The organism is Pseudomonas sp. LBUM1656, from assembly GCF_059716065.1.
The window spans coordinates 1,952,767-1,975,900 of the sequence record NZ_CP166800.1 but is presented as its reverse complement, the minus strand read 5'-3'; the positions used below and the strand labels follow the sequence as shown (position 1 = coordinate 1,975,900).

The window sequence follows — 23,134 nt, the reverse complement described above, 5'->3', positions numbered from 1 at the left end:
GCCCCCGGGCTGGTGCTACTCCCTTTTGCATCGCCCGCATTCCCACTGCCAATGGAACCAGGCGGCAGCGCCTTTCCATCTCCAGAACCTGCATTCATTTCAGTGGAGGGCGGCATCCCGCCCTTATCAACCGGCGCGCCGGAAGATTGAGCAAACGCCGCCATTGAACTGATCGACAACACGCTGCTCACCGTCAGGACCATCAATGTTGACCTGATCATGGTGCATCTCCTTAAAAGGTGCGTACCTGATTTCTGGCAGCGTTGGCTTTTTAAAGGTGCCGTTCAATCGACGAATGGTTTTTCAGCCGGGCTCACCGGAGCCATCGTTGCCGGCAATGTCCGGATCTTCGGGGGTGGCCTCGACATCGCCGCGCTTCACATCATCCGTCGGCACTTGCTCCACCCCGGTGTCGTCGTCAGGCGGACGCTGATCGCGACTCAAGGAATCGGTGGGCGAAGGCAGCGGGTATTCAGGGGTGTCGTCGACATCGTCGACTTTCGGATCAGCGTTCATAAAGCACCTCTCGAAGGGCCTGAAAAGCAGGCCCTGAAATTTCGAGGACTGGCGCATGCATGCGTTCGATCAGAGGGACGATCGGTCGATTGAGCCACCACGCAGATCAATCTTCGTCTTCTTCCTCTTCTTCATACTCGAGGTTTCCCACATCGCCAGCATCATCGGAATCGTTGAGCGGTACCGTTGCGTCATCCATCAGAGAACCTGGATCTTCGTTGCCAGGGTCATTGATGAACGGTAGCCCACTCGGGCCTTTTTCTTCCTTGCCTTCGGTTTCAGGTGTCATGGCAGTTCTCACAACGTTGGGGTGTATGACGTTCGAGGCGGCTTGCGACCAAACGTTCCGGAGTCCTGTGGGCAGATACGAAAAACCCGGCCTGGGCCGGGTTTCTGATTGACTGATGTCGAATTAGTGATGTTTATTCTTGTGCTTGTTTTTGTGCTTATGCTTGTGGCCGCCACCGGAATGGGAATTGCCGCTGTCGGTGCCCAGGTTGTTGCCTATCGCCCCACCCGCTGCGCCGCCCAGGCCTGCGCCAATGGTCGAGCCGGTGGAACCGCCGAGGCTATTGCCGATCACCGAGCCGCCCGCCGAGCCTAACCCACCGCCAATGGCCGCTTCTGTCCGGCTACCCTTGTTAGCACCCACTGCACTACCTGCGGCGCCGCCGACACCAGCGCCGATCGCTGCGCCTGTGCTGCCGCCCATTTGCTGACCCACTACGTTACCGAGTGCACCGCCAATACCACCGCCAACTGCCGCAGTGCCGTCACCGGCAGCCATTGCACCTTGAGCGACCAAAAGTCCCAGAAACAACGTGGACAATGTCAAACGCATGATATGAACCTCAAATTCCGCATCGGGGGTGAAAGTACGCCTTGCGGATGGGCGTGAGTCTAGCACCTGCACTCACTGAATCCGGCCAGCGATGAAGGTTGGACAGCTGTAAATTCGAAGTAGGTGAAAAAGAAACATCCAGATACGAAAAGCCCGGCATCTAGCCGGGCTTTTGGATTCGATTCGATCGATCAGGATCAGTGACGCTTGTGACCTTTGGCCAGATTGCTGCCCACGCCGCCGCCCAATGCGCCGCCCAAGCCTGCGCCGATGGTCGAACCGGTCTTGCCGCCCAGGCTGTTGCCGATCACCGAACCACCGGCCGCGCCGACACCGCCACCAATGGCCGCTTTGGTGCGGCTGCCTTTACGTGCAGCTACCGCGCTGCCGGCTGCACCCGCAACACCCGCGCCGATTGCCGCGCCGGTGCTGCCGCCCATGCTCTGACCGACCACGTTACCCAACGCACCACCCAGACCACCACCGATCGCAGCAGTGCCATCACCGGCAGCCATCGCACCTTGAGTCACCAGAAGTCCCAGAACCAGAGCAGGCAGTGTTAAACGCATGACGAAAAAACCTCAAAAATAGGGAATACCGAAAAGCCGGGGATTGAATGCTTTTGAAGAGGAAACGTCCACACAAAATCGCCCCCCTTCTCGCAATTGGCGACGGTTGGACAGCTTTTATGGAAAAGGTTTTATAACAGGCAAAAAAAAGCCCGCTGGGGAACGGGCTAGGGTACTGCTTTCTAACGGATGAGCTGAGACTACGTAGGCGGGTGTGAAAACTTTGTGAAAAAACATCAACAGAAAAATTAACGTTGGTCTGTGGGCCATTTCCGAGTAACGAGCCCCTCTAAAAATAAAAAACCCCACTCATTGGCGGGGTTCGTCCGGTTGATCATTACTTCGTGGGCGGCACCACTTTGGGCCTGAATTTCGACTTGAACACTTTGGTCGCTGCGGATTTCACTTTGCTGGTCTCGACCTGATCTTCACCAAAGCCCGCCACATACTCCGTCTGGCCACACTGCACGCAATTGTTGATTGGAAATTCTGCCCCGTCGTCTTCGATATACGGATCAGCCATAGCTCTTCCCCTCTCAAAGCGGGATCGATACCGGCAAGCCCTATTGCCTGAAAAATATCGACCACCAAGGCTTTTGAGACTAGCCGGTCATTACCGGACTTGTAATTCAGATTTCCGCGTGCCCGACGAATGGACCACGCCACGCCCTACAAAACCCACTGGCGATTAAACAGGCTTCTTGCCTCTCTCACCTCAGCTTGACCGCCGTCCCGGTCACAAACACCACCACCATCCCGCCCTTGCCGGCCGGCATGCTGATCTCAAAATCGAGCCCGACCACCGCGTCCGCCTGAAGCGCCCGCGCCCGCTCCTTGATCTCTTCCGTCGCCTGAATCCGCGCCTCCTTCAACGCCCGCTCCAACGTCTGAGAGCGGCCACCGAAAAAGTCCCGCATACCGGCGAACATGTCGCGGATGACGTTGACACCCTGCACCGACTCCGCGCTTACGATGTCCAGATAAGCAGTGATTTGCCGGCCTTCGATGGTGTGGGTGGTAGTCGTGATCATGGGGATTCCTTCTTAATCAATATTTGCTCAAGACTACATGGAGAGAAGCTCAGGCAACGCATCCAACGCCAGCAATGTCACAGACATTCCCACGCCGCTGTCATTCGTCCTACATCATTTTCAGAAACGCCTTCGCTGATTCACTTGGGACAATTGCAGACCCAAGATAGAAACTCAGACGACAGAAATCGTTGGTTTCTGTTGCCTTAAAAAGATCCGCTTCGTCTTTTGAATAATCATCTGCTGACCGCAACATTTGTTCCGCTGATCGGGCTGGTTGGCGGAAATTTGCGTCATGCACCTATTTAGGTACACTCCACCTATGACTGATGCAGCGCCAGTGCTGAATGTCCGCTTCTTTCGTACAAATGCTGGAAATGAACCTGTGCGCGAATGGCTAGCCGATCTCCCCCGGGACTATAGGCGAATGATCGGGATAGAGATCAAAACCGTTCAGCTTGGGTGGCCCATCGGAATGCCGGTCGTTCGGAAGCTTGAAATCGGCCTTTGGGAAGTCCGGGTCGACCTTGGCGACACCATCGCACGCATTATTTTTACGGTATCTGCAGCCGACATGGTGTTGCTGCATGGATTCATCAAGAAAAGCCAGAAAACACCTGCACCAGACCTGGCGACTGCCAAACAACGCAAAGCAAAACTATGAGGCACAGAAGATGAACAAGCATATAGGGTCGGACTTTGATGACTTTCTCGCCGAACAAGGTCTTACCGACGAGGTTTCCGCCGCAGCGCTCAAACGTGTCATTTCGTGGCAGATTGCTGAAGCGATGAAATTGCAGCGCGTCAGTAAGAAAACGCTGGCTGAACGGATGCATACAAGCCGCACCGCCGTGGATCGGGCACTGGACCAAAACGACTCTGGAATGACGCTAGCCACGTTGGCAAGTGCTGCCCGTGCATTGGGCCGGCGTGTAGAGGTACGTCTGATCCCTGAGGGCGAAGAGACTCACGCATGAGTCCGATCGTTGGATTGGCAACCCACAGCCTGCCCCCATGCCAGCGCTCGCTCACGCTTAGCGAAAGGTGGGAACTCCGATTTCAAGTCCGGCGTCCCCAGAAACCACAAAACCCCTGATTTCTCTCGAAATCAGGGGTTCTGGTTACATCGAATTTGGCGGTGAAGGAGAGATTCGAACTCTCGATACAATTTCTTGTATACACACTTTCCAGGCGTGCTCCTTAAGCCACTCGGACACTTCACCGTATCTCGTCAAACATGTTCTGTCTGTCGAGGCGCGCTAATGTAGTCGAAAGCATTTCTGATGGCAAACTTTTTTTGCAGAATTTTCATGCGCTTAGCGTTTTAGTCGTTCCCGTCGGTTCCGGGCGATGGCAAACCTGCCAATCTCCGGCTTCGCGCCCTCTTCCATAAGGAGAGGAATGCACGGTGGAAGTGGCGGGCTACGCTTGCCCGGCGGGGAAACGGTGACTGGCGGGTCAGTCACGGCGCTTTACCTGGCCTGCCGCGGTGGGTAACGTCTGCCCAACTTTCATATAAGGAATAGCGTCATGAGTGAGTTGATTTCCTACCACCTCGAAGACGGTATCGCGACCCTGACCTTGAGCAATGGCAAGGTCAATGCCATCTCCCCGGACGTGATTGCTGCGTTTAATGCTGCGCTGGATCAGGCGGTGACTGATCGTGCGGTGGTGATCATTACCGGCACGCCGGGGATTCTGTCCGGCGGTTATGACTTGAAGGTGATGACGTCCGGCCCCAAAGAAGCGGTCGCGCTGGTGACAGCCGGCTCGACGCTGGCCCGCCGCCTGTTGTCGCACCCGTTCCCGGTGATCGTGGCGTGCCCTGGGCACGCGGTGGCCAAGGGTGCTTTCCTGCTGTTGTCGGCGGATTACCGCATCGGTGTCGATGGGCCGTTCAGCATTGGCCTGAACGAAGTGCAGATCGGCATGACCATGCACCACGCCGGTATCGAGATCGCGCGTGATCGTCTGCGCAAGTCGGCGTTCCACCGCTCGGTCATCAACGGAGAGATGTTTAATCCACAGAGCGCCGTGGATGCCGGTTTCCTCGACGTGGTGGTGTCGGCCGAGGAGCTGCAAGGTGCAGCGCTGGCGGCGGCGCGTCAGTTGAAAAAGATCAACATGACCGCGCACAAGAACACCAAGCTGAAAGTGCGCAAGGCGCTGCTCGATACGCTCGACAACGCGATCATCCTGGATCAGGAACACATGGGTTAAGCCCAGCCTGGCTGCACCTAAAAGCCCGACCGTCGTGTCGGGCTTTTTCGTAGGTGCGCTGTTGAAAATCCCACAACCGCTCTAGAACGCGTCTGACCCACAAGTCGGAAACATGCGCACAAACATCGCCTATCTCCTACCTCTATAGCGGCAATTGCCGAAAACAGTGCACATCCGTACACTGCGCCACCTTTTGTCCCGGTGGGGCCTGTAAATGCTGTTTGTGTTTCGCATGTTATTGATGGGCCTGCACTTTATTCTGGCCGGTGTGCTGGGGGTGATTCTGGGCCTGTGCCGTCCGTTCAACCCGGACAACAGCCGTTTGTGCGCACGCCTGTATGCGTGGCCGGCGATGTGTATTTTGCGTTTGCGGGTGAAGGCCGACGTCGGGCCGTTGATGGATAAGCCTGACAGCTGCGTGATCATCGCCAATCACCAGTCCAACTACGATCTGTTTGTGTTCGGCAACGTGGTGCCCCGCCGTACCGTATGCATCGGCAAGAAGAGCCTGAAGTGGGTGCCGCTGTTCGGGCAGTTGTTCTGGCTGGCGGGTAATGTGTTGATCGATCGCGGCAATGCGCACAAGGCGCGCCAGTCGATGTTGACCACCACCCACACCTTGCAGCACGAAGACACATCGATCTGGGTCTTCCCCGAAGGCACGCGCAACCTCGGTGAAGAGTTGCTGCCGTTCAAGAAAGGCGCGTTCCAGATGGCGATCGCCGCCGGCGTGCCGATCGTGCCGGTGTGTGTCAGCAGTTACGTCAAACACATGCGATTGAACCGCTGGCGCAGTGGGAAAATTCTGATCCGCTCGCTGCCGGCGATTCCTACGGCGGGATTGAGCCTGGACGACATGCCCCTGCTGATAGCCCAGTGCCGCGAGCAGATGCGCGAGTGCATCGAGTCGATGGATCGGCAGCTGCAAGCCGCCTGACAACAAACCCGCCGAGTGCGGGTTTTTTTTCGCCTGCAGGCTTTTGCCGGCGAACTCGGCAGATTTCACTGACTCTCAAGCAGCAGACAAGGCTAAGCTGAGCACTGCCTGCCACTGCCACCTGCAAATAAGAAGTGAACCTGAATCATGGGTAGAGTTGTTGCTGCTGCGGTTTACAGCGCCGGTAAAAAAGTCACCAATATCACCCTCGACGAAGGCGCTGCCTGGGCTGCAAAGCCTGGCCACTTTGTCTGGATCGGCCTTGAAGAGCCGAACGCCCTGGAGCTGACCAACCTGCAACGTCAGTTCAACCTGCACGAACTGGCCATCGAAGACGCCCTGGAAAAACACAGCCGACCGAAGCTCGAAACCTTCGGCGACGCCTTGTTTATTGTCACGTATTCGCCGATCCGGCACGAAGGCAAACTGGAGTTCATCGAAACTCATATCTTTGCAGGCAACGGTTACATCATCACCGCCCGCAACGGTCACTCGGCGTCCTACGCTCTGGTCCGCCAGCGTTGTGAGGCGCGTCCGATCCTGCTGGAGCACGGGGAAGATTTTGTCCTCTATGCCATCCTTGATTTTGTGATTGAAAACTACCAGCCGGTGGGCGAAGCGATCCATGCCGAGATCGATGAGCTTGAGCGCAACGTGCTTTGCAGCGCGCTGAATGAACACGACATCCAGAAGCTCCACGGCTTGCGCCGGGACGTCTTGCGCCTGCGACGTTATGCGGCGCCGATGGTGGAGATTGGTGAGGAGCTACAGAAGCTGAACTTTCCGTTTATCGACAAGAACATGCGCCCGTATTTCCGCGATGTGCAGATTCATGTGACGCGGCAGATGGAAGACCTGACGACCCTGGCGGATATTGCCAGCCAGACCATTGAAGTCGGGGTATTGCTGGAGGCTTCACGGCAGAGCGTGGTGCAGCGCAAGTTTGCGGCGTGGGCGGCGATCCTGGCGTTCCCGACAGCGGTGGCGGGGATTTACGGCATGAACTTCCAGAACATGCCGGAGTTGACTTGGCACTATGGGTATTTCGGGGTATTGGGGTTTATTGCGGTGGGATGTGTGAGTTTGTGGGCGAGCTTCAAGAAATCGGGGTGGCTTTAACACGCTTTTGTGGCGAGGGAGCTTGCTCCCGCTGGGCAACGAAGTTAACCCAAAATGGGCCCGCTACGCAGTCCAGCGGGAGCAAGCTCCCTCGCCACATTATTCATTGCAAGGTTTTAAACTGCTTTTGCTTCTGGCTTGTGCGCCACAAACCGCATCATCCACTCTGCAACGGTCGCACCGTGGTGCTCCTGTTCAAGGCTCGCCACGCCTTTCGTATACACCTGCGGGCCCAGCGCCTCCTGTCGAATCTCGAGCAGCGCCCGGGAATAATCGTGAATGAATTCCGGGTGCCCCTGGAAGCACAGCACCTGATCGTTGATGTGGTACGCGGCGAACGGACAGAAATCGCTCGACGCGATGACCGTGGCGTTTTCCGGTAGCGATGTCACCTGGTCCTGATGGCTGATTAGCAACGTCAGCTCTTCCCGCACCGGGCTCATCCACGGCGCCTTGGCGGCGAGTTTGTATTTGTGAGTGCCAACGCCCCAACCCTGGGTCGCACGCTCACTCTTGCCGCCCAACAACAGCGCCAGCAACTGGTGACCGAAGCACACGCCCAGCAACTTGTCGCCACGCTCGTAGCGAGCCAGCAAATAAGCCCTGAGGGTTTCAATCCACGGATCGGTGCCGAAAGAATCGGCCTTGCTGCCGGTGACGAGGTAGGCATCGAATGTCAGATCGTCACTCGGATACTCGCCCTGCATCACGTTGTACACAGTGAACTCGGCAGCGATGGGTTGCTGCGAAAACAGATGCTGGAACATCTGCCCGTAACCCTGATATTGATCGATCAGCTCTGGACGCAGGATGTCGGTTTCCAGAATGCAGATGCGTAACGACATAAAAAATACCTGACACGTGATGGGAATAATGCACACCCCAGAGCCTGCCTCGAAACACCGTGACAAGGCAAGCCCCGGAAGGCGTCATACGTCCCTTAGAACGCCTCCCCTTTGGCGGCTTTCTCCAGCAATAACGCCGGCGGCGCAAAACGCTCGCCATATTGCTGGGCCAGGTATTGCGCGCGGGCGACAAAGTCTTTTACGCCGTACTGGTTGATGAATTGCAGCGCCCCGCCGGTCCAGGCCGCAAAGCCGATGCCGAAGACCGAGCCGACGTTGGCGTCTGCCGTCGAAGTCAGCACGCCCTCCTCCACGCAACGCACGGTTTCGATGGCTTGCACGAACAGCAGGCGATCGCGCACATCCTTTGGCGAAATCTGCCCATCGACTTTCTCGAAACGGGTTTTCAGCTCGGGCCACAGATGTTTCTGCCCACCGACCGGATATTCGTAGAAACCGCCACCTGCGGCTTTACCGGGCCGCTTGTATTCGTTGAGCAGCAAGTCAATCACGGCAAACGCCGGGTGCTCAATCAGCGGTTTCCCTTCTGCTTGCAGGTCTTTGGCCGTTTGTTGGCGGATATGGCTCATGAGGCTGAGGGAAACTTCGTCGGAGATCGCCAGAGGCCCGATCGGCATGCCGGCCTTGCGTGCTTCAGTCTCGATCATCGGCGCGCTCACGCCTTCGCCGAGCATGGCGATGCCTTCGTTGGTAAAGGTGCCGAACACCCGCGAGGTGAAGAAGCCACGGCTGTCATTGACCACAATCGGGGTTTTCTTGATTTGCAGGACGAAATCGAACCCGCGCGCCAGGGTTTCGTCGCTGGTGTTGGCGCCTTTGATGATTTCCACCAGGGGCATTTTTTCCACCGGACTGAAGAAATGCAGGCCGATAAACTTGGTTTGATCCGGTACGGCGGTGGCCAGGCCGCTGATCGGCAAGGTCGAGGTGTTGGAGGCGATCACGGCGGCCGGGCCGACGACTTTTTGCGCCGCCGAGGAGACTTTGGCCTTGAGCTCGCGGTCTTCGAATACCGCCTCAATGATCAGGTCGCAACCGGCCAGATCGGCATCACTTTCGCTGGTGCGGATCCGCGCCAGAATCGCCTCTCGCTGTTCCGGGAGCATCTGGCCGCGCGCGACTTTCTTGTCCAGCAGCGCCGCCGAGTGGGCCTTGCCCTTCTCCGCTGCCGCAAGGTTGATGTCCTTGAGCACCACGTCGATGCCGGCCGAGGCGCTGACAAAGGCGATGCCAGCGCCCATCATCCCGGCGCCGAGAACGCCGACTTTCTGCGTGACGTAAGGTGCAAAACCCTTGGGCCGCGAGCCGCCGGCGTTGATCTCGTTGAGCTGGAACCAGAAGGTGCCGATCAGGTTTTTCGAGATCTGGCCGGTGGTCAATTCCGTGAAGTAGCGGGTTTCGATCAGGTGCGCGGTGTCGAAATCCACCTGAGCACCTTCAACCGCCGCGCACAGAATCTTCTCCGGCGCGGGCATGCAACCTTGGGTTTTGCTGCGCAGGATCGACGGCGCGATGGCGAGCATTTGTGCGACTTTCGGATTCGACGGCGTGCCGCCGGGGATCTGATATCCCTTCACGTCCCAACGCTGTACGGCCGTCGGATTGGCGATAATCCAGGCCCGCGCCTTGCTCAACAATTCATTGCGATCCGCCGCCAACTCGTCGATCAAACCGGCTTGCAACGCCTGTTGCGGCCGCACTTTCTTGCCTTCGAGCAGGTACGGCAAGGCTTTTTCAATGCCCAGCATGCGCACCATGCGCACTACCCCACCGCCGCCCGGCAGCAAGCCGAGGGTCACTTCCGGCAGGCCGAGTTGCACGGATGGGTTGTCCAGCGCCACGCGATGATGACAGGCGAGGCAGATTTCCCAGCCGCCGCCCAGCGCTGCGCCGTTAATTGCGGCCACCACCGGTTTACCGAGGGTTTCCAGGGTACGCAACTGGCCCTTGAGCGTCAGGACCATGTCGTAAAAGGCCTTGGCTTCGGGTTTGCCGACCTTGATCAGTTCATTGAGGTCGCCGCCGGCAAAGAAGGTTTTCTTGCCCGAGGTGATGATCACGCCGGCAATGCTGTCCTTCTCGGCCACCAGCCGGGCGACGCAGGCGGCCATCGCCTCGCGATAGACCGCGTTCATGGTGTTGGCGCTCTGGCCCGGCATGTCGATGGTCAGGACGACGATCTGGTCCTGACCTTTTTCGTAACGAATGGCTTCGGTCATGTCACTTGTTCCTTAAAGTCGGGGCTCAGAGGCGTTCGATGATGGTGGCAATGCCCATGCCGCCGCCGACACACAAGGTCGCGAGGCCATAGCGCAGGCGCCGGGTTTCCAGCTCATCGAGCAGCGTGCCGAGAATCGCGCAGCCAGTGGCGCCCAGCGGATGGCCCATGGCGATGGAGCCGCCGTTGACGTTGACTTTGTCCGGATCGATGGCCATGTCCTTGATGAATTTCAGCACCACCGAGGCAAAGGCTTCGTTGACCTCGAACAGGTCGATGTCTTCGACCCGCAGCCCGGCCTTGGCCAGTGCTTTGCGGGTGGCCGGCGCCGGGCCGGTGAGCATAATGGTCGGATCGGTGCTGGTGACGGCAGTGGCGACAATTCGCGCCCGTGGTTGCAGACCCAGCGCCCGGCCCTTGGCCTCGGAACCGATCAACATCAGGGCGGCGCCATCGACAATGCCGGAGCTGTTGCCTGGGGTGTGGACGTGATTGATCCGCTCCACTTGGCTGTAAACCCGCAGTGCGGTGGCGTCAAAACCCATCAGCCCCATCATTTCGAAGCTCGGCTTGAGCTTGCCCAGGCCTTCCAGGGTGGATTCGGCGCGGATGAACTCATCGTGATCGAGCAGGATGATGCCGTTCTGGTCCTGCACCGGCACCAGCGACTTGTGGAACGAGCCGTTGGCCCGCGCCCGCGCTGCCTTTTGCTGGGAATGCAATGCGTAGGCATCGACGTCCTGGCGGCTGAAGCCCTCAATTGTGGCGATCAGGTCGGCGCCGACGCCTTGCGGGGTGAAATGACTGTGCAGGTTGGTTTCCGGATCCAGCGCCCAAGCGCCGCCATCGCTGCCCATGGGCACGCGGGACATGGACTCTACGCCGCCGACCACCACCAGGTCTTCGAAACCGGAGCGGACTTTCATCGCGCCGATGTTCACCGCTTCCAGCCCCGAAGCGCAGAAGCGGTTGATCTGCACGCCGGACACACTGACGTCCCAATCAGCGACTTGTGCCGCGGTCTTGGCGATGTCCGAGCCCTGATCGCCGATCGGCGTGACACAACCGAGCACCACGTCATCGACCTGACTTGTGTCCAGCGAAGTGCGCTGCTGCAACGCCGTGAGCAGCCCGGCCACCAGATTCACCGGTTTCACGCTGTGCAGGGCACCATCGGCCTTACCTTTGCCACGGGGCGTGCGTAACGCGTCGAAAATCAAAGCTTGGGTCATGACGTCCTCGAACCTGGGCGGTGAGTAAATACTGAGCTTCCACCTTAGGCCGAGCCGCCGTGGATTCAATGACCGCAGTGCTCACTGGCGTTGACGGACACGCTCAGACGGACGGTCGTTCGGGTGCGGATTAACCGATTCACGTCACCAAGCTGTCTAGCAAAAGGGCGCCCAAGAAGCTGGCAATAGGCCTCATGCCTTTTTTAAAGCTTTGAGTGAGCGAACCATACGAAATGGATCTAAACCAAGCGTGACGCGGGCTCTAAGGTGAACATGTACGAAGTTGTCGTCGGGTTTTGCCGAGGCACTCGTCTTACAGGAAGTTCAGCGCTCTGCCGTCATGGAGATATGCAGGCAGGCATCAGGAAATAACAAAAAAGGCGGTCAAGCCATGTTCAAGCATTCGAAAGTACGTCAAGCCGGGCTCATTCTTTTCGCCACTACGCTGTTGTTGATTTTGCCGAACCTGACCAAGGTGATCGGCTAGTCGGACATTAAATAATACGGCGCCAGGTTTTTATTTCGCCCTCTTAAAAATGTGACTGGCTCGCTACCCGGGCCAGCGTGGGTGTGCCAACCTTTGCGGCACTTCCACGACATGGACGGCGATCATTTGAAAACGCTCATTCTGTTCGGGGCCTTGCTGCTCTGCACGCCCTTGTATGCCGCACAGCTCAATCTTGAGTTGGGCGAGAGCAGTCGCACCTGGCAGACCGAGGAGCTGCTCAAGCACCCTCAGGTCCAGACCATCACCATCAACGACGACGTTTCCTACAAGCGGGCCATGAGTTATCGCGCGGTTCCGTTGGCGGCGTTGTTGACCGGCATCAAGCCTGAAGATCATCTGCAAGCCGTGGCGCTCGACGGGTTTGCCGCAGAACTGTCAGCGGCGCCGTTGCTGAACACCAAGGGCGCGCGCGCGTGGCTGGCGATTGAAGACCCGGCCAAGCCGTGGCCTGCGCTATCTGAAGGGAAACCGGGTGCCGGGCCGTTTTACCTGGTTTGGGTCGATCCGCAAGCCGGCAACATCAGCCCGGAACAATGGCCGTTTCAAGTGGCGAGTATCAAGCGCATGGCGCCCGTCGCCGAGCGCTTCCCTGCGCTGCTGCCTGATCCTGCCCTGAAGGCGGATGACCCGGTGAGTAAAGGCTTTGCGCTGTTTCAGAAGAATTGCCTGGCCTGTCATCGGCTCAATGGAGCCGGGGATGCGCAGTTCGGGCCGGATTTGAACATTCCGTTTAACCCGACCGAGTACTTTGGGGCGGACTTCCTGAAGCGCTACATTCGGGATCCGCAGAGTTTGCGGCAATGGCCTCAGGCGAAGATGCCGGGGTTTGCGGCGACGGTGTTGCCGGATGGGGATCTGGAAATGCTGGTGGGGTATTTGAAGCATATGGCCGGGCGCAAGGTTAAACCCTGACACTTATCCCCTGTGGGAGCGGGCTTGCTCGCGAAAGCGGTCTTTCAGTCAGCCAATTTGTGGCTGACACACCGCTTTCGCGAGCAAGCCCGCTCCCACAGGGGTTATGGGGTGTTGTGGTTACTGCTGCTGGACGGAGATAACCGCCGCGGGCATTGGCGTCGGTGAAACAAACACCTTCGCATGCATCTGCTCGCACCCACCGCCCCGACGCATGCCGCGTACCGGGCAGGCGTCCAGGTAATCCAGGCCCACGGCCAGTTTCAAATGCCGCTCCGGCCGGGCCAGTTCGTTGGTCACATCGAAGCTGTACCAGGCGTCATCCAGCCAGGCTTCCGCCCAGGCGTGACTGGCCAGGTGTTCGCTGTTCTCGCTGTACAAATACCCCGACACATAACGCGACGGAATGCCCAGGCTGCGGGCACACGCCAGGAACGCGTGCGTGTGGTCCTGACAGACGCCGGAACGCCCGGCGAAGGCTTGGGCGGCGCTGGTGTCGACTTCGGTGGAGCCCGGCGTGTAGGTCATGTGTGAGTTCAGGCCATGCATCAAGTCGATCAGCGCGGTGCGATCCCGGCGCTTTTTGCATTCCTTCTCGGCGAACGCACGCAACGCCTCGTCGGCTTCGGTCAGCCGGGTGAAACGCAAGAACGGCAGCGCCGACTGGCTCTCATGCTCGGCTTCGCGCAGCTCGTCGATGTCCACTTGGCCACGGGCGCCGATGATGATCGCCTCGTGAGGTTCGTCCATGGTCAGCACGTGCAGAATGTTGCCGAACGGATCGAGTTGCGCACGCACCGGGCGCGGCAGGTCGAGTTGCCAGCTGAGCACGTGCTGGCGCTCGCTGTCGTGGGGTGTCAGCCGCAGGTACTGGATGCTCGCCCGCACCTGATCTTCGTAGTGATAGGTGGTTTCGTGGCTAATGGAAAGTCTCATGCAGCCTCCAGGTAGGAACTGTGAATGGCGTTACCCAACTGGCGCACCAGCGGGATGAATTCGGTCAGCCAGGCGTGCAGCCCTTCGTCGAGAATTTCGTTGATGCCGGTGTAGCGCAGGCGCGCGTCCATCTCCGCCGCCAGACGTTGCGCGGGACGGCCATTGGCCCCTGGCAGTTGGGCAAGGATCTGGTCGATCTCTTCGGTGCAGGCCCTTAATGAACGGGGAACGTCAGCGCGTAGTAATAGCAACTCGGCCACATGCCGGGCGCCGGGTGCGTCGCGGTAGATCTCGGTGTAAGCCTCGAACGACGACAACGCCCGCAGCAACGCACTCCACTGGTAATACGCGTGAGCCGTGCCATCGCTGACCGCCTCCGCTTGATCGCCAGCCATTTCGTAACGGGCATCAAGCAGGCGCAACGTGTTGTCGGCCCGTTCGATAAATGTCCCCAGCCGTATGAAGCGGAACGCATCGTTACGCATGATCGTGCCGTAGGACGCGCCACGGAACAGGTGGGAGCGTTCCTTGATCCACTCGCAAAAGCGGCTCATGCCGTAGCGACTCAAGCCCTGCTCGGCGATCCCGCGGATTTCCAGCCACGTGGCGTTGATGTTTTCCCACATGTCGGCGGTGATTCGCCCACGCACCGCATGCGCACTGGCCCGCGCCGAGCCGAGGCAGCTGTAGATGCTCGCCGGATTGGCCGCGTCCAGGGCAAAGAAATGCAGCAGCCGTTCGGCGTGCAAATCACCGTGGCGCTCGAGGTAATCGTCCAGGGTGCCGGTGATCAGCAGCGGCATCGCCAGTTCGTGCAGACCGTCACCGCGACCATCCTGCGGCATCAGCGACAGCGAATAACTGATGTCGAGCATCCGTGCGAGGTTTTCCGCCCGCTCCAGGTAACGCGACATCCAATACAAATCCGAGGCAGTTCTACTTAACATGGCAAGCTTCCTTCAATCCTCGACCACCCAAGTGTCCTTGGTTCCGCCGCCCTGGGAGGAGTTCACCACCAGGGAGCCTTCACGCAGGGCGACACGGGTCAAACCGCCGGGCACAACCCGGGTTTCGCGGCCAGACAATACAAACGGACGCAGGTCGATGTGGCGTGGCGCGATGCCGTTTTCGACAAAGGTCGGACAGGTCGACAGGGACAACGTCGGTTGCGCGATGTACGCGTGAGGCTTGGCTTTGATCCGCGCGCGGAACGACTCGATTTCCGCCGCCGTCGCCGCCGGCCCCACCAGCATTCCGTAACCGCCGGAGCCCTGGGTTTCCTTGACCACCAGGTCTGGAAGATTGGCCAGCACGTGGGACAGTTCAGAAGGATTGCGACACTGGAACGTCGGCACGTTCTTCAGGATCGGTTCTTCGTCCAGGTAGAAACGGATCATGTCCGTGACAAACGGATACACCGACTTGTCGTCCGCAACCCCGGTGCCGATGGCATTGGCCAGCACCACGTTGCCGGAGCGATAAGACGACAGCAGCCCTGGAACGCCGAGCATCGAGTCCGGGTTGAACGCCAGCGGATCGAGGAACGCATCGTCGAGGCGACGGTAGATCACATCGACAGCTTTCGGTCCGTCCGTGGTGCGCATGAACACCTTGTCGTCACGCACGAACAGGTCCGCGCCCTCGACCAACTCGACGCCCATCTCACGCGCCAGGAAGGCATGCTCGAAAAACGCGCTATTGAAACGACCCGGGGTCAGCACCACCACGCTCGGGTTATCGATCGGGCTGGAGCTTTTCAGGGTGTCGAGCAACAGATTCGGATAATGGTCGATCGGCGCGATGCGCTGGGCCGAGAACAATTCGGGAAACAGCCGCATCATCATCTTGCGGTCTTCGAGCATGTAGCTCACGCCGCTGGGTGTACGAAGGTTGTCTTCGAGCACGTAGTACGTGCCGTCGCCATCGCGCACCAGGTCGACGCCGGAGATGTGCGAATAGATATCGCGGTGCAGATCCAGGCCTTGCATCGCCAGCTGGTATTGCTCGTTGGCCAGCACTTGCTCGGCCGGGATGATGCCGGCCTTGATGATGCGCTGCTCGTGGTAGAGGTCGGCGAGGAACATGTTCAGCGCCTTGACCCGCTGGATGCAGCCGCGCTCGACGATCCGCCATTCACTGGCAGGGATGCTGCGCGGGATGGTGTCGAAGGGAATCAGGCGCTCTGTGCCCTGCTCGTCCCCGTAGAGCGTGAAGGTAATCCCGGCGCGATGAAACAACAGATCGGCCTCACGTCGCCGTTGTGCCAAGAGCTCGTCAGGCGTCTCGGCAAGCCAACGGGCAAACTCCCGATAATGCGGGCGGACCTGGCCGCCGGCATCGTACATCTCATCAAAATAGGTGCGGATCATGCCGTACTCCTTGTCACCCGGACATCTAGGCTTCGCAAGGCCCGTGCCATCGGCAGAAACGCTTTGTTATCAACCGGTTGGATAATCACGCCGTTTACACCGCACCAATCCTGTGCAGCAAACGCCCCAACCTGATCGCCCCCGCTTCATTGCAAGGCGACGTTGTCGCCTATCACCAGCATAGTCAGAGTTGATTTCACTGCCCGGCCGGCGCTGTGGATAATCCGCGCATCCGCTGCAAAACCTGACCGAAACTTCCCTTTAGCCGCCTGCTCAGGCGGTTTTTTTTCGCGTCGGATTCTTGTTTCAGGGTTTTGCCGAGGGGATATTCCAAGCACCACAAACGAAAACGGCCAACCCGAAGGTCAGCCGTTGCTGAGCGTTGTCACTGTTCATAAGGTTATGCGAGTCGCCCTCGTACTTCCTGCTTGACGCCCCACCCTTCGATGATACCGCCCAGAGGCTCAACCACCGCCTCGAAACCCTGTTCGAAATCGCCGATGTCATCGTAGGTGGCGTACATGACTTTGCTCAGTTCGAGCGCCCATGCGCCGTCATCGCGCACACTGATTTGCGCGTTCAACGATTCACCCTTGTATTGCCCTGCCGCCCTGCGTGCCCGCTCCTCGTCCGGGAAAATGGCGTAGAACTCGATGGGATGGAATCGTGAAAAATCGAAACCGCCTTCTTTCATGCGGCGCAACACGCTGCTGCTGATGTCTTCTTGATAGGCTGTGCTCATGAAACGTCCCCCTCAATCATGATGGATAGACTTTCCGTATTCCCGGCACGCGCAACCGATTGGTGCGAGCGATGCGGCAACAACGTTGCCGGTGGGAAGCAAGCATGTAGCTGACAAGACCAGACCTTAGCGATCCGTTCGCTGATCTCGCTTGCAGAGTAGCCCCAAGACAGAGGCGCTGCCAAGGCCTGGATAAGAATGAGACAGGTGTTGTTCAGATTGGCGTGATGCCGAGGATTTCAATGCTGTTCTGGGTCTTGAGACTTTTGACGCTTGCGTCGGCGGTTCGCCCTTCCAGATCGTTCAGATCCAGTTCGGCGGCGACAGGAAGGAGCCGGGCCTTGATGAGTTTCGCGGCTTGCTCGTTGTCCGGGCATTCGTCGCACTCAAAGACTTCATCGACTGTTTCACCGTGATCATCCACGAAAGTGATTTTCCACTTTTGCATCAGTGCCTCCTCGAACAAACCCGCAAATGGGCTTACAACCATCTGGACTTTTGGCCTGAGTGATCGTTCCCACGGATTACCGTGTAGTGGCATGAAAAACATAAAACCTGTGGGAGCGGGCTTGCTCGCGAATGCGGTGTGTCAGGCAACATTGATGTCAACTGAACGACCCTTCGCGAGCAAGCCCGCTCCCACCGTTGGTTATGCGTACATCTTGAGTTTAGTCGTTGCTTGGCTTGTTCACCGCTTGCAGCACGTATTGCGGCAGGGCGAAGGCGCCGATGTGGATTTCCGGGTTGTAGTAGCGGGTGATGATGCCGCTGCCGGCGAAACGCTGTTGCAAGGTTTCACGGGACAACTTGCGGTAAGCGGTGTTGGTCGCGCCCCAGGCAAAGGTCATCGAACCGCCGATGTAGGTCGGCACCGCTGCCTGATAGAAGTGCCAGTCCGGGAACAGGCTGCGCAGGCGACCGGCAGTGGTTTTGACTTCTTCGATCTGCATGAACGGGGTGCCGTTCTGGGTCACAAGGATGCCGCCTTCGTTCAGGCAGCGACGGCAGGCCTGATAGAAGTTTTCCGAAAACAGCACTTCACCCGGACCGATCGGGTCGGTGGAGTCGGAAATGATCACGTCGAATTTTTCGGTGGTGGTGGCGACGAAACGCATGCCGTCGTCGATCACCAGGTTCAGGCGTGGATCATCGAACGCACCCTTGGAGTGGTTCGGCAGGAATGCCTTGCACATGTCGACCACGGTGCCGTCGATCTCGACCATGGTGATGTGCTCGATGCTGCGGTGCTTGGCCACTTCACGCAGCATGCCGCCGTCGCCGCCACCGATGATCAGCACGCGCTTGGCGGAGCCATGGGCGATGATCGGTACGTGGGTGAGCATCTCGTGGTAGATGAATTCGTCGGCTTCGGTGGTCTGGATCACACCGTCCAGCGCCATGACCCGGCCCATGCGCGGGTTTTCGAAGATCACCAGGTGCTGGTGTTCGGTGCGCACTTCGTGCAGCAGTTTTTCCATGCGAAAACGCTGGCCGTAGCCTTCGTAGAGGGTTTCCAGGTAGTCGCTGGGGGTGATGTTGCTCATGGGAAGTGCTCCGATGAATGCGGTGGCAACGGACGGTTACCCGCCCATGATGGCCAATCGATCGGCTCGATTAACCGGGAAAGGCGCGCATTCTACGTTGCGGAAGATGACAGGTCGAACCTCACTTGATGACACAACACAATCCTTGTGGGAGCTAGCCTGCTAGCGATAGCGGAGTGTCAGTCAGTAAAGTTGTGGCTGACACTCCGCTATCGCTAGCAGGCTAGCTCCCACAGGGGAAAAGTGATGGCTTTGGGTGCGTGTTCAGACCCGGACGTTGCCCCGTGGCCCGGCGATGGCCCAGATGATCAGGCCCAGGACCGGCAGCAGCAGGATCAGCAGCACCCAGATGATTTTCATCCCTGTGTCGGCGCCACTTTTGAGCACGTTGATGATTGCCCAGATATCCAGGGCAAGAATGATCAGGCCAATCAGACCGTTGAACGTGGAACCCATGGTGTCGCTCCCTAAGAGTGGTGTGCACTCTTAGGATAGCCGGGCCTTGCGAGGGTTCCGCTTTTTAAACGTGGACCGCAATTTTGAGGGCTTCGAGCGAGGGTGCGGCAGTGATGCCCACTTCGGCGCACAACTCGAGCACGCGCGGTACGTCGTTGCCGAAGACCAACACCACTTGCAGTTCGTCGTCGAGCAACTGGCTGAAGTTCATCAGCGTGTAACCGCCGTTTTCCTTGTTCATGCTGCCCATCTGCACCTGAATGCGATTTAGCGCGGTCAGGGCTTCGGTTTTGGCCAGTTGCTTGGGTTTGATGTTGAAATCAACACCGGGGCCGAACGAGGCGACGATCTGAGCGAACAGGTCCACGTAGGTGTCGGCCTGGAACAGCACGGTCTCCGGCAGGCTGCCGACAACCACCCATTCGCCCAGTGGAATCGGGAAGGTGTCGTCGTAGTTGATATCCGGATTGGCCGTCAGAAAAGCCTCGGGATCGGCGTAGGCCTGGGCCGCTTCATCAGCAACTTTCAGGATTTCGTCATCGCTCATGCACCCGGAGCTGATTTTAGTGATGAGTTCGACGAGTGCGGCTTTCATGGGGCGGATCCTGTAGCGAGTGAATTTTGAGGGCGCGAAGGATAGCGCATTCCGTATGAAATGCGGACTTGTGGCGAGCGCTTCCTGTGGCGAGGGGGCTTGCCCCCGTTCCAGTGCGCAGCACTGGCAAGATTTCGGAAACCCTCTAGATTTCTGGGGCCGCTTCGCGACCCAACGGGGGCAAGCCCCCTCGCCACAAAAGCACCTTCGCCACAAAAGCCCCCTCAACACAGGGAGCCGTGCGTAATCAGCCGAGCAATTTCTGCAGCTGCACAGTGGTGTCCACGGCACCGAGGGTCTTCGCAGCATCCAGCGCGGTAACGCCATTGGCATCCTTGGCTTTCGGATCGGCGCCCTCGCTGATCAGGTAATCAACGATTTCAACGCGGTTAAACATCGCCGCCATCATCAGCGCCGTACGACCATCAAAGGACGAACCTTCGACTTGCGCACCACCCTCGACCAACGCCTTGACCACAGCGAGGTCGCCCTTGAAGGCGGCGCCGGCAATCGGGCTTTGACCATTGTCGTTACGGATTTCCGGATCGGCCTTGTGTTCCAGCAGCACTTTTACCGTTTCCACATGGCCGTGGTAGGCGGCGAGCATCAGCAAAGTGTCGCCCTTGTGGTTGCGCAGGTTCGGTGGCAGGCCTTTGGTCAGCAACGCAGCCATCATGGCCGCATCGCCCTCGCGCGCTTTGTTGAATACCTGTTCGGCAAATTCAGCGGCTTCTTCGGGGGTCATCTGGCGGCTTTGGTCTGACATCGGGGACTCCACTTTCTGTCATTCGGGAAAGCCGACAGTTTCCCGAGCAGCCCCGAGGCTGTCACTTCTTTTTTCTCAAGAGTCGCCATAGCGACATTCAATAGCGCTGCTTTCAATAACGAAAAGCGCCGCCGTGAATATCCGCCAGCAACTGCGGAGTGACTTGCACGTAAGTCTGGGTGCCGGGCAACCAGGCGTAGATCGGGTCATCACCGGTTTTGCCGGGGTCGAAGGCTTCGTCCTTGAGCCGGGTCTTCTGATATTTGAAGGTCCCGGTGGTTTCCATTTTCACTTTCACCCGCAGGAAAAGCGGCACTGCGTACGCAGGCATTTGCTGGCGGGCAAAGTCCAGCAGTTCGCTGAAATCCAGGGTCGCCAGGGATTCCGCGGGCGTGATCGCGGCCATGCCGGCACGTCCGTTGGTGTTCCGGATTTCCACGCCATACGCCACGGCTTCAGAAATATTCGGATGCTGCAGGAGAATGTTCTCCACCTCAGTGGTCGAGACGTTTTCACCCTTCCAGCGGTAAGTGTCGCCCAACCGATCCACAAACTGCGCATGGCCAAAACCAATGTTGCGCAGCAGGTCGCCGGTATTGAAGTAGCGGTCGCCCTGGGTGAACACGTCGTGGAGCACGACTTTTTCGGTCTTCTGCGGATCGGTGTAACCGTCCAGCGGCGCTTTGTCGTCGATTCTCGCCAACAACAGGCCCTGCTCGCCTTTAGCAACTTTGCGCATGAAGCCTTTGGCATCCCGAATCGGCAGGCCGCTGTCGTGGTCGTAGGCCACCAGCTCCCAGGCCATGAGGGAAAAACCAATGGTGTTGTCGAAGTTCAGGATGTTGGTAAAGCCGATATTGCCGTCGCTGGCGGCGTACAGCTCACAGATGTGATCAACACCAAAACGCGTCTTGAACTCGCGCCAGGCACCGGGACGCAGGCCGTTGCCGATCATCTTGGTCACGCGGTGCTGGCTGTCGTCCGCCGAGGGCGGCTGATCCACCAGGTAGCGGCATAGTTCGCCGACGTAACCGAGGGTGGTCGCCTGGTATTTGCGCACGTCGTTCCAGAACTGGCTGGCGCTGAACTTGCGGCGGATGGCAAATCCTGCGGCGCCACTGATCGCCGAGCCCCAGCACACGCAGAGCCCGGTGGCGTGGTAGAGCGGCAAGGTGCAATAGACGACGTCCTGCGGCTGCATATTCAGGGCAATCTGGCCGAAACTCGCCGAGCTGCGCATCCAGCGACCGTGTTTGAACACACCCGCCTTGGGCAATCCTGTGGTGCCTGAGGTGTAGATATAGAAACAGGGATCGTCGAAAAAAACCTGCTGGCTACTGGCCGGATTCTCAATGGACGCCTGGGCGCTGGCGCACATCAGATTGATAAAACCGTCAGGCGTATTGCCGGGATGACGGTAGGTGTCTTGATCGGCGACGAACCAGGTGCGCGTGGGCTCGATCGACACCCGCTCGCGGACTCCGTTGAAGGCAGGGGCCAATTCTTCGCCGACAATGATCGCCGCAGGTGCCACAAGATTCAGGCTGTGGGCCAGGGTGTCGCGGGTTTGCGAGGTGTTGAGCAAGGCGCTGATCGCGCCGACTTTGGCCACGGCCAATATCGTCACCAGCAGTTCGGGACGGTTCTCGAGAAAAACCGCCACCACGTCGCCCTTTTGGATGCCTTGGGCAATCAGGTGATGGGCCATTCGATTGGCCCACTGGTTGACCTGTGAATAACTCAGCGTAACGTCGCCCTGCAGCAACGCGGGGCCGTCGGGATTGCGCAAGGTCGCTTGCTCGAACGTCCAGCCGAGGCCACACGGTTGGGTCGGGTCCTTGACGTTGGCGACTTTCATGCCCTTCACCACTCGCGGAATGGCTCTGGCAATGGAAGGCAGCTTGCGGAGCATCATGCCCCAGGTAATCGTGTCGCTCATGCTTGCTCCCGTTCGATCTTTTTATTGTCGGGTGGCGGTCTATGAACCCGAAAATACGTCAGCGGTTCTCGAGCTGTACACGCGGTTTTTGAAATGTTTTGTATCCGCGCTCCGTACGTTCGAGATCACGAACCTCAGCAGGTGCAATTGGTTCCATCGGATCGTGGCTGACCACGCAAAATGCAGGATGCACGATGGCCATTCATGCAGATTGCACGAAAACAAAAATATGCCTTAAATATAACTTATTGATTTATAACGATTTTAAAAAAATCAGGTGCTGGCACAATCACTGCAACTACCTCTCCATGCTTGCCAATCAAGTGCAAACGGAGCTGATAGACATGAGCCTGATCCAAGAAAAATTTACCTCCCTGTTCTCCAACTTCGAAGTGAACACCCAGTCGCGTCCAGACGGCGGAATTTTGCTGACCCTGCGCAGCGCCGAAGGCAAAGTGTTCAAGCGTTCGATTTCCTACCAGCAATTGCATGCCGGCGATCAACTGTCGTGGGTGATCAGTGCGATTCGCCGTGACCTGGCTGAACAGGCCAGCGAACTGCCGCAGATCTCCATGCTGCAAAGCCAGCAACGGTTTGCCCTGCCGACCTATCACTCGGCGTAAACCTTGCTGTTGTGTGAATAAATACGCTGCAAAACAAACAGGCCGTGAGAGCTTTCGCTCCACGGCCTGTTTTGATTTCCGGCATAGCACGATTCCCTGTGGGAGCGGGCTTGCTCGCGAAAGCGGTGTGTCAGTCGACAGATGTATAACCTGACACACCGCTTTCGCGAGCAAGCCCGCTCCCACAGGGTAAAG

At 58.3% G+C, this 23,134-nt stretch carries 26 protein-coding genes and 1 tRNA gene; 7 read left to right on the top strand and 20 right to left on the bottom strand.

Features of this window, described 5'->3' with window-relative positions:
- Positions 1-303 precede the first annotated feature (303 nt).
- The 6 genes from ACA072_RS08885 to ACA072_RS08860 form a co-directional block, all read right to left on the bottom strand.
- Positions 304-516: a hypothetical protein gene (locus ACA072_RS08885; protein WP_497624006.1), complete on the bottom strand. Its 213-nt coding sequence runs from the start codon at positions 514-516 to the stop codon at positions 304-306.
- 106 nt (positions 517-622) lie between these two features.
- Positions 623-805: a hypothetical protein gene (locus ACA072_RS08880; protein ID WP_438660683.1), complete on the bottom strand. Its 183-nt coding sequence runs from the start codon at positions 803-805 to the stop codon at positions 623-625.
- Between the two features lie 123 nt (positions 806-928).
- A complete protein-coding gene (locus ACA072_RS08875) occupies positions 929-1,357 on the bottom strand; it encodes a glycine zipper domain-containing protein (RefSeq protein WP_497624005.1) in 429 nt (142 codons plus the stop codon).
- 197 nt (positions 1,358-1,554) lie between these two features.
- Positions 1,555-1,926 (bottom strand): hypothetical protein, encoded by a 372-nt coding sequence (locus tag ACA072_RS08870; RefSeq protein WP_010456583.1) that lies wholly within the window; start codon positions 1,924-1,926, stop codon positions 1,555-1,557.
- Between the two features lie 337 nt (positions 1,927-2,263).
- Positions 2,264-2,449: a hypothetical protein gene (locus ACA072_RS08865; RefSeq protein ID WP_497624004.1), complete on the bottom strand. Its 186-nt coding sequence runs from the start codon at positions 2,447-2,449 to the stop codon at positions 2,264-2,266.
- A gap of 187 nt (positions 2,450-2,636) precedes the next feature.
- Positions 2,637-2,957: a YbjQ family protein gene (locus ACA072_RS08860; RefSeq protein WP_497334905.1), complete on the bottom strand. Its 321-nt coding sequence runs from the start codon at positions 2,955-2,957 to the stop codon at positions 2,637-2,639.
- A 322-nt stretch (positions 2,958-3,279) separates the two neighbouring features.
- Between ACA072_RS08860 and ACA072_RS08855 the strand changes: the two genes are divergently transcribed.
- Entirely contained in the window at positions 3,280-3,621 is a 342-nt protein-coding gene (locus ACA072_RS08855; protein ID WP_497624003.1) for a type II toxin-antitoxin system RelE/ParE family toxin, read from the top strand.
- Between the two features lie 10 nt (positions 3,622-3,631).
- The gene (locus ACA072_RS08850; RefSeq protein ID WP_497309450.1) at positions 3,632-3,934 is read left to right on the top strand and encodes a Fis family transcriptional regulator; all 303 of its coding nucleotides are present in this window, start codon (positions 3,632-3,634) and stop codon (positions 3,932-3,934) included.
- Positions 3,935-4,090: 156 nt separating this feature from the next.
- Here the strand turns inward: ACA072_RS08850 and ACA072_RS08845 are convergent.
- A tRNA-Ser gene (locus ACA072_RS08845) sits at positions 4,091-4,180 on the bottom strand.
- A gap of 307 nt (positions 4,181-4,487) precedes the next feature.
- On the opposite strand from ACA072_RS08845, the gene ACA072_RS08840 reads away from it, so the two are divergent.
- The 3 genes from ACA072_RS08840 (at position 4,488) to ACA072_RS08830 (ending at position 7,233) form a co-directional block, all read left to right on the top strand.
- Entirely contained in the window at positions 4,488-5,177 is a 690-nt protein-coding gene (locus tag ACA072_RS08840) for a crotonase/enoyl-CoA hydratase family protein (RefSeq protein ID WP_131062465.1), read from the top strand.
- A gap of 214 nt (positions 5,178-5,391) precedes the next feature.
- Positions 5,392-6,114 (top strand): 1-acylglycerol-3-phosphate O-acyltransferase, encoded by a 723-nt coding sequence (locus ACA072_RS08835; RefSeq protein WP_497624002.1) that lies wholly within the window; start codon positions 5,392-5,394, stop codon positions 6,112-6,114.
- A gap of 147 nt (positions 6,115-6,261) precedes the next feature.
- Positions 6,262-7,233 (top strand): magnesium and cobalt transport protein CorA, encoded by a 972-nt coding sequence (locus ACA072_RS08830; RefSeq protein WP_497624001.1) that lies wholly within the window; start codon positions 6,262-6,264, stop codon positions 7,231-7,233.
- Between the two features lie 116 nt (positions 7,234-7,349).
- Here the strand turns inward: ACA072_RS08830 and ACA072_RS08825 are convergent, their stop codons facing one another.
- The 3 genes from ACA072_RS08825 to ACA072_RS08815 all read right to left on the bottom strand — a co-directional run bounded on the left by ACA072_RS08825 (position 7,350) and on the right by ACA072_RS08815 (position 11,549).
- Entirely contained in the window at positions 7,350-8,078 is a 729-nt protein-coding gene (locus ACA072_RS08825) for an amidotransferase (protein WP_497624000.1), read from the bottom strand.
- A 95-nt stretch (positions 8,079-8,173) separates the two neighbouring features.
- Positions 8,174-10,318, bottom strand: coding sequence for a 3-hydroxyacyl-CoA dehydrogenase NAD-binding domain-containing protein (locus ACA072_RS08820; protein WP_497623999.1), 2,145 nt, complete (start codon positions 10,316-10,318; stop codon positions 8,174-8,176).
- Between the two features lie 25 nt (positions 10,319-10,343).
- Positions 10,344-11,549, bottom strand: coding sequence for an acetyl-CoA C-acetyltransferase (locus ACA072_RS08815; RefSeq protein ID WP_497623998.1), 1,206 nt, complete (start codon positions 11,547-11,549; stop codon positions 10,344-10,346).
- 598 nt (positions 11,550-12,147) lie between these two features.
- Between ACA072_RS08815 and ACA072_RS08810 the strand changes: the two genes are divergently transcribed.
- On the top strand, positions 12,148-12,969 hold the full coding sequence (locus ACA072_RS08810; RefSeq protein ID WP_497624959.1) for a c-type cytochrome: 822 nt from the start codon (positions 12,148-12,150) through the stop codon (positions 12,967-12,969).
- A 120-nt stretch (positions 12,970-13,089) separates the two neighbouring features.
- Here the strand turns inward: ACA072_RS08810 and ACA072_RS08805 are convergent, their stop codons facing one another.
- From ACA072_RS08805 to ACA072_RS08760, 10 genes are all read right to left on the bottom strand, one after another.
- Positions 13,090-13,905: a transglutaminase family protein gene (locus tag ACA072_RS08805; protein ID WP_497623997.1), complete on the bottom strand. Its 816-nt coding sequence runs from the start codon at positions 13,903-13,905 to the stop codon at positions 13,090-13,092.
- Positions 13,902-14,852, bottom strand: coding sequence for an alpha-E domain-containing protein (locus ACA072_RS08800; protein ID WP_131062458.1), 951 nt, complete (start codon positions 14,850-14,852; stop codon positions 13,902-13,904). The genes ACA072_RS08805 and ACA072_RS08800 overlap by 4 nt, the downstream gene beginning before the upstream one ends.
- Positions 14,853-14,864: 12 nt before the next feature.
- Entirely contained in the window at positions 14,865-16,274 is a 1,410-nt protein-coding gene (locus ACA072_RS08795; protein ID WP_017337349.1) for a circularly permuted type 2 ATP-grasp protein, read from the bottom strand.
- 400 nt (positions 16,275-16,674) lie between these two features.
- The gene (locus ACA072_RS08790; RefSeq protein ID WP_109628776.1) at positions 16,675-17,016 is read right to left on the bottom strand and encodes a ribonuclease E inhibitor RraB; all 342 of its coding nucleotides are present in this window, start codon (positions 17,014-17,016) and stop codon (positions 16,675-16,677) included.
- 214 nt (positions 17,017-17,230) lie between these two features.
- Positions 17,231-17,464 carry a hypothetical protein gene (locus tag ACA072_RS08785; protein WP_497623996.1) on the bottom strand — a complete coding sequence of 78 codons (234 nt, stop codon included), beginning with the start codon at positions 17,462-17,464 and terminating at the stop codon, positions 17,231-17,233.
- Between the two features lie 220 nt (positions 17,465-17,684).
- Positions 17,685-18,560 carry a polyamine aminopropyltransferase gene (speE, locus tag ACA072_RS08780; protein ID WP_497623995.1) on the bottom strand — a complete coding sequence of 292 codons (876 nt, stop codon included), beginning with the start codon at positions 18,558-18,560 and terminating at the stop codon, positions 17,685-17,687.
- Between the two features lie 264 nt (positions 18,561-18,824).
- Complete coding sequence (locus ACA072_RS08775) at positions 18,825-19,016, bottom strand: PLDc N-terminal domain-containing protein (protein WP_059404672.1); 192 nt, start codon at positions 19,014-19,016, stop codon at positions 18,825-18,827.
- 64 nt (positions 19,017-19,080) lie between these two features.
- Complete coding sequence (locus ACA072_RS08770; RefSeq protein WP_109628771.1) at positions 19,081-19,611, bottom strand: hypothetical protein; 531 nt, start codon at positions 19,609-19,611, stop codon at positions 19,081-19,083.
- Positions 19,612-19,858: 247 nt separating this feature from the next.
- Positions 19,859-20,377 carry an ankyrin repeat domain-containing protein gene (locus tag ACA072_RS08765; protein ID WP_497623994.1) on the bottom strand — a complete coding sequence of 173 codons (519 nt, stop codon included), beginning with the start codon at positions 20,375-20,377 and terminating at the stop codon, positions 19,859-19,861.
- A gap of 112 nt (positions 20,378-20,489) precedes the next feature.
- Entirely contained in the window at positions 20,490-22,316 is a 1,827-nt protein-coding gene (locus ACA072_RS08760) for a long-chain-acyl-CoA synthetase (protein WP_497623993.1), read from the bottom strand.
- Between the two features lie 344 nt (positions 22,317-22,660).
- On the opposite strand from ACA072_RS08760, the gene ACA072_RS08755 reads away from it, so the two are divergent.
- Positions 22,661-22,939 (top strand): DUF3509 domain-containing protein, encoded by a 279-nt coding sequence (locus ACA072_RS08755; RefSeq protein ID WP_497334807.1) that lies wholly within the window; start codon positions 22,661-22,663, stop codon positions 22,937-22,939.
- The last annotated feature ends 195 nt before the right edge of the window (positions 22,940-23,134 follow it).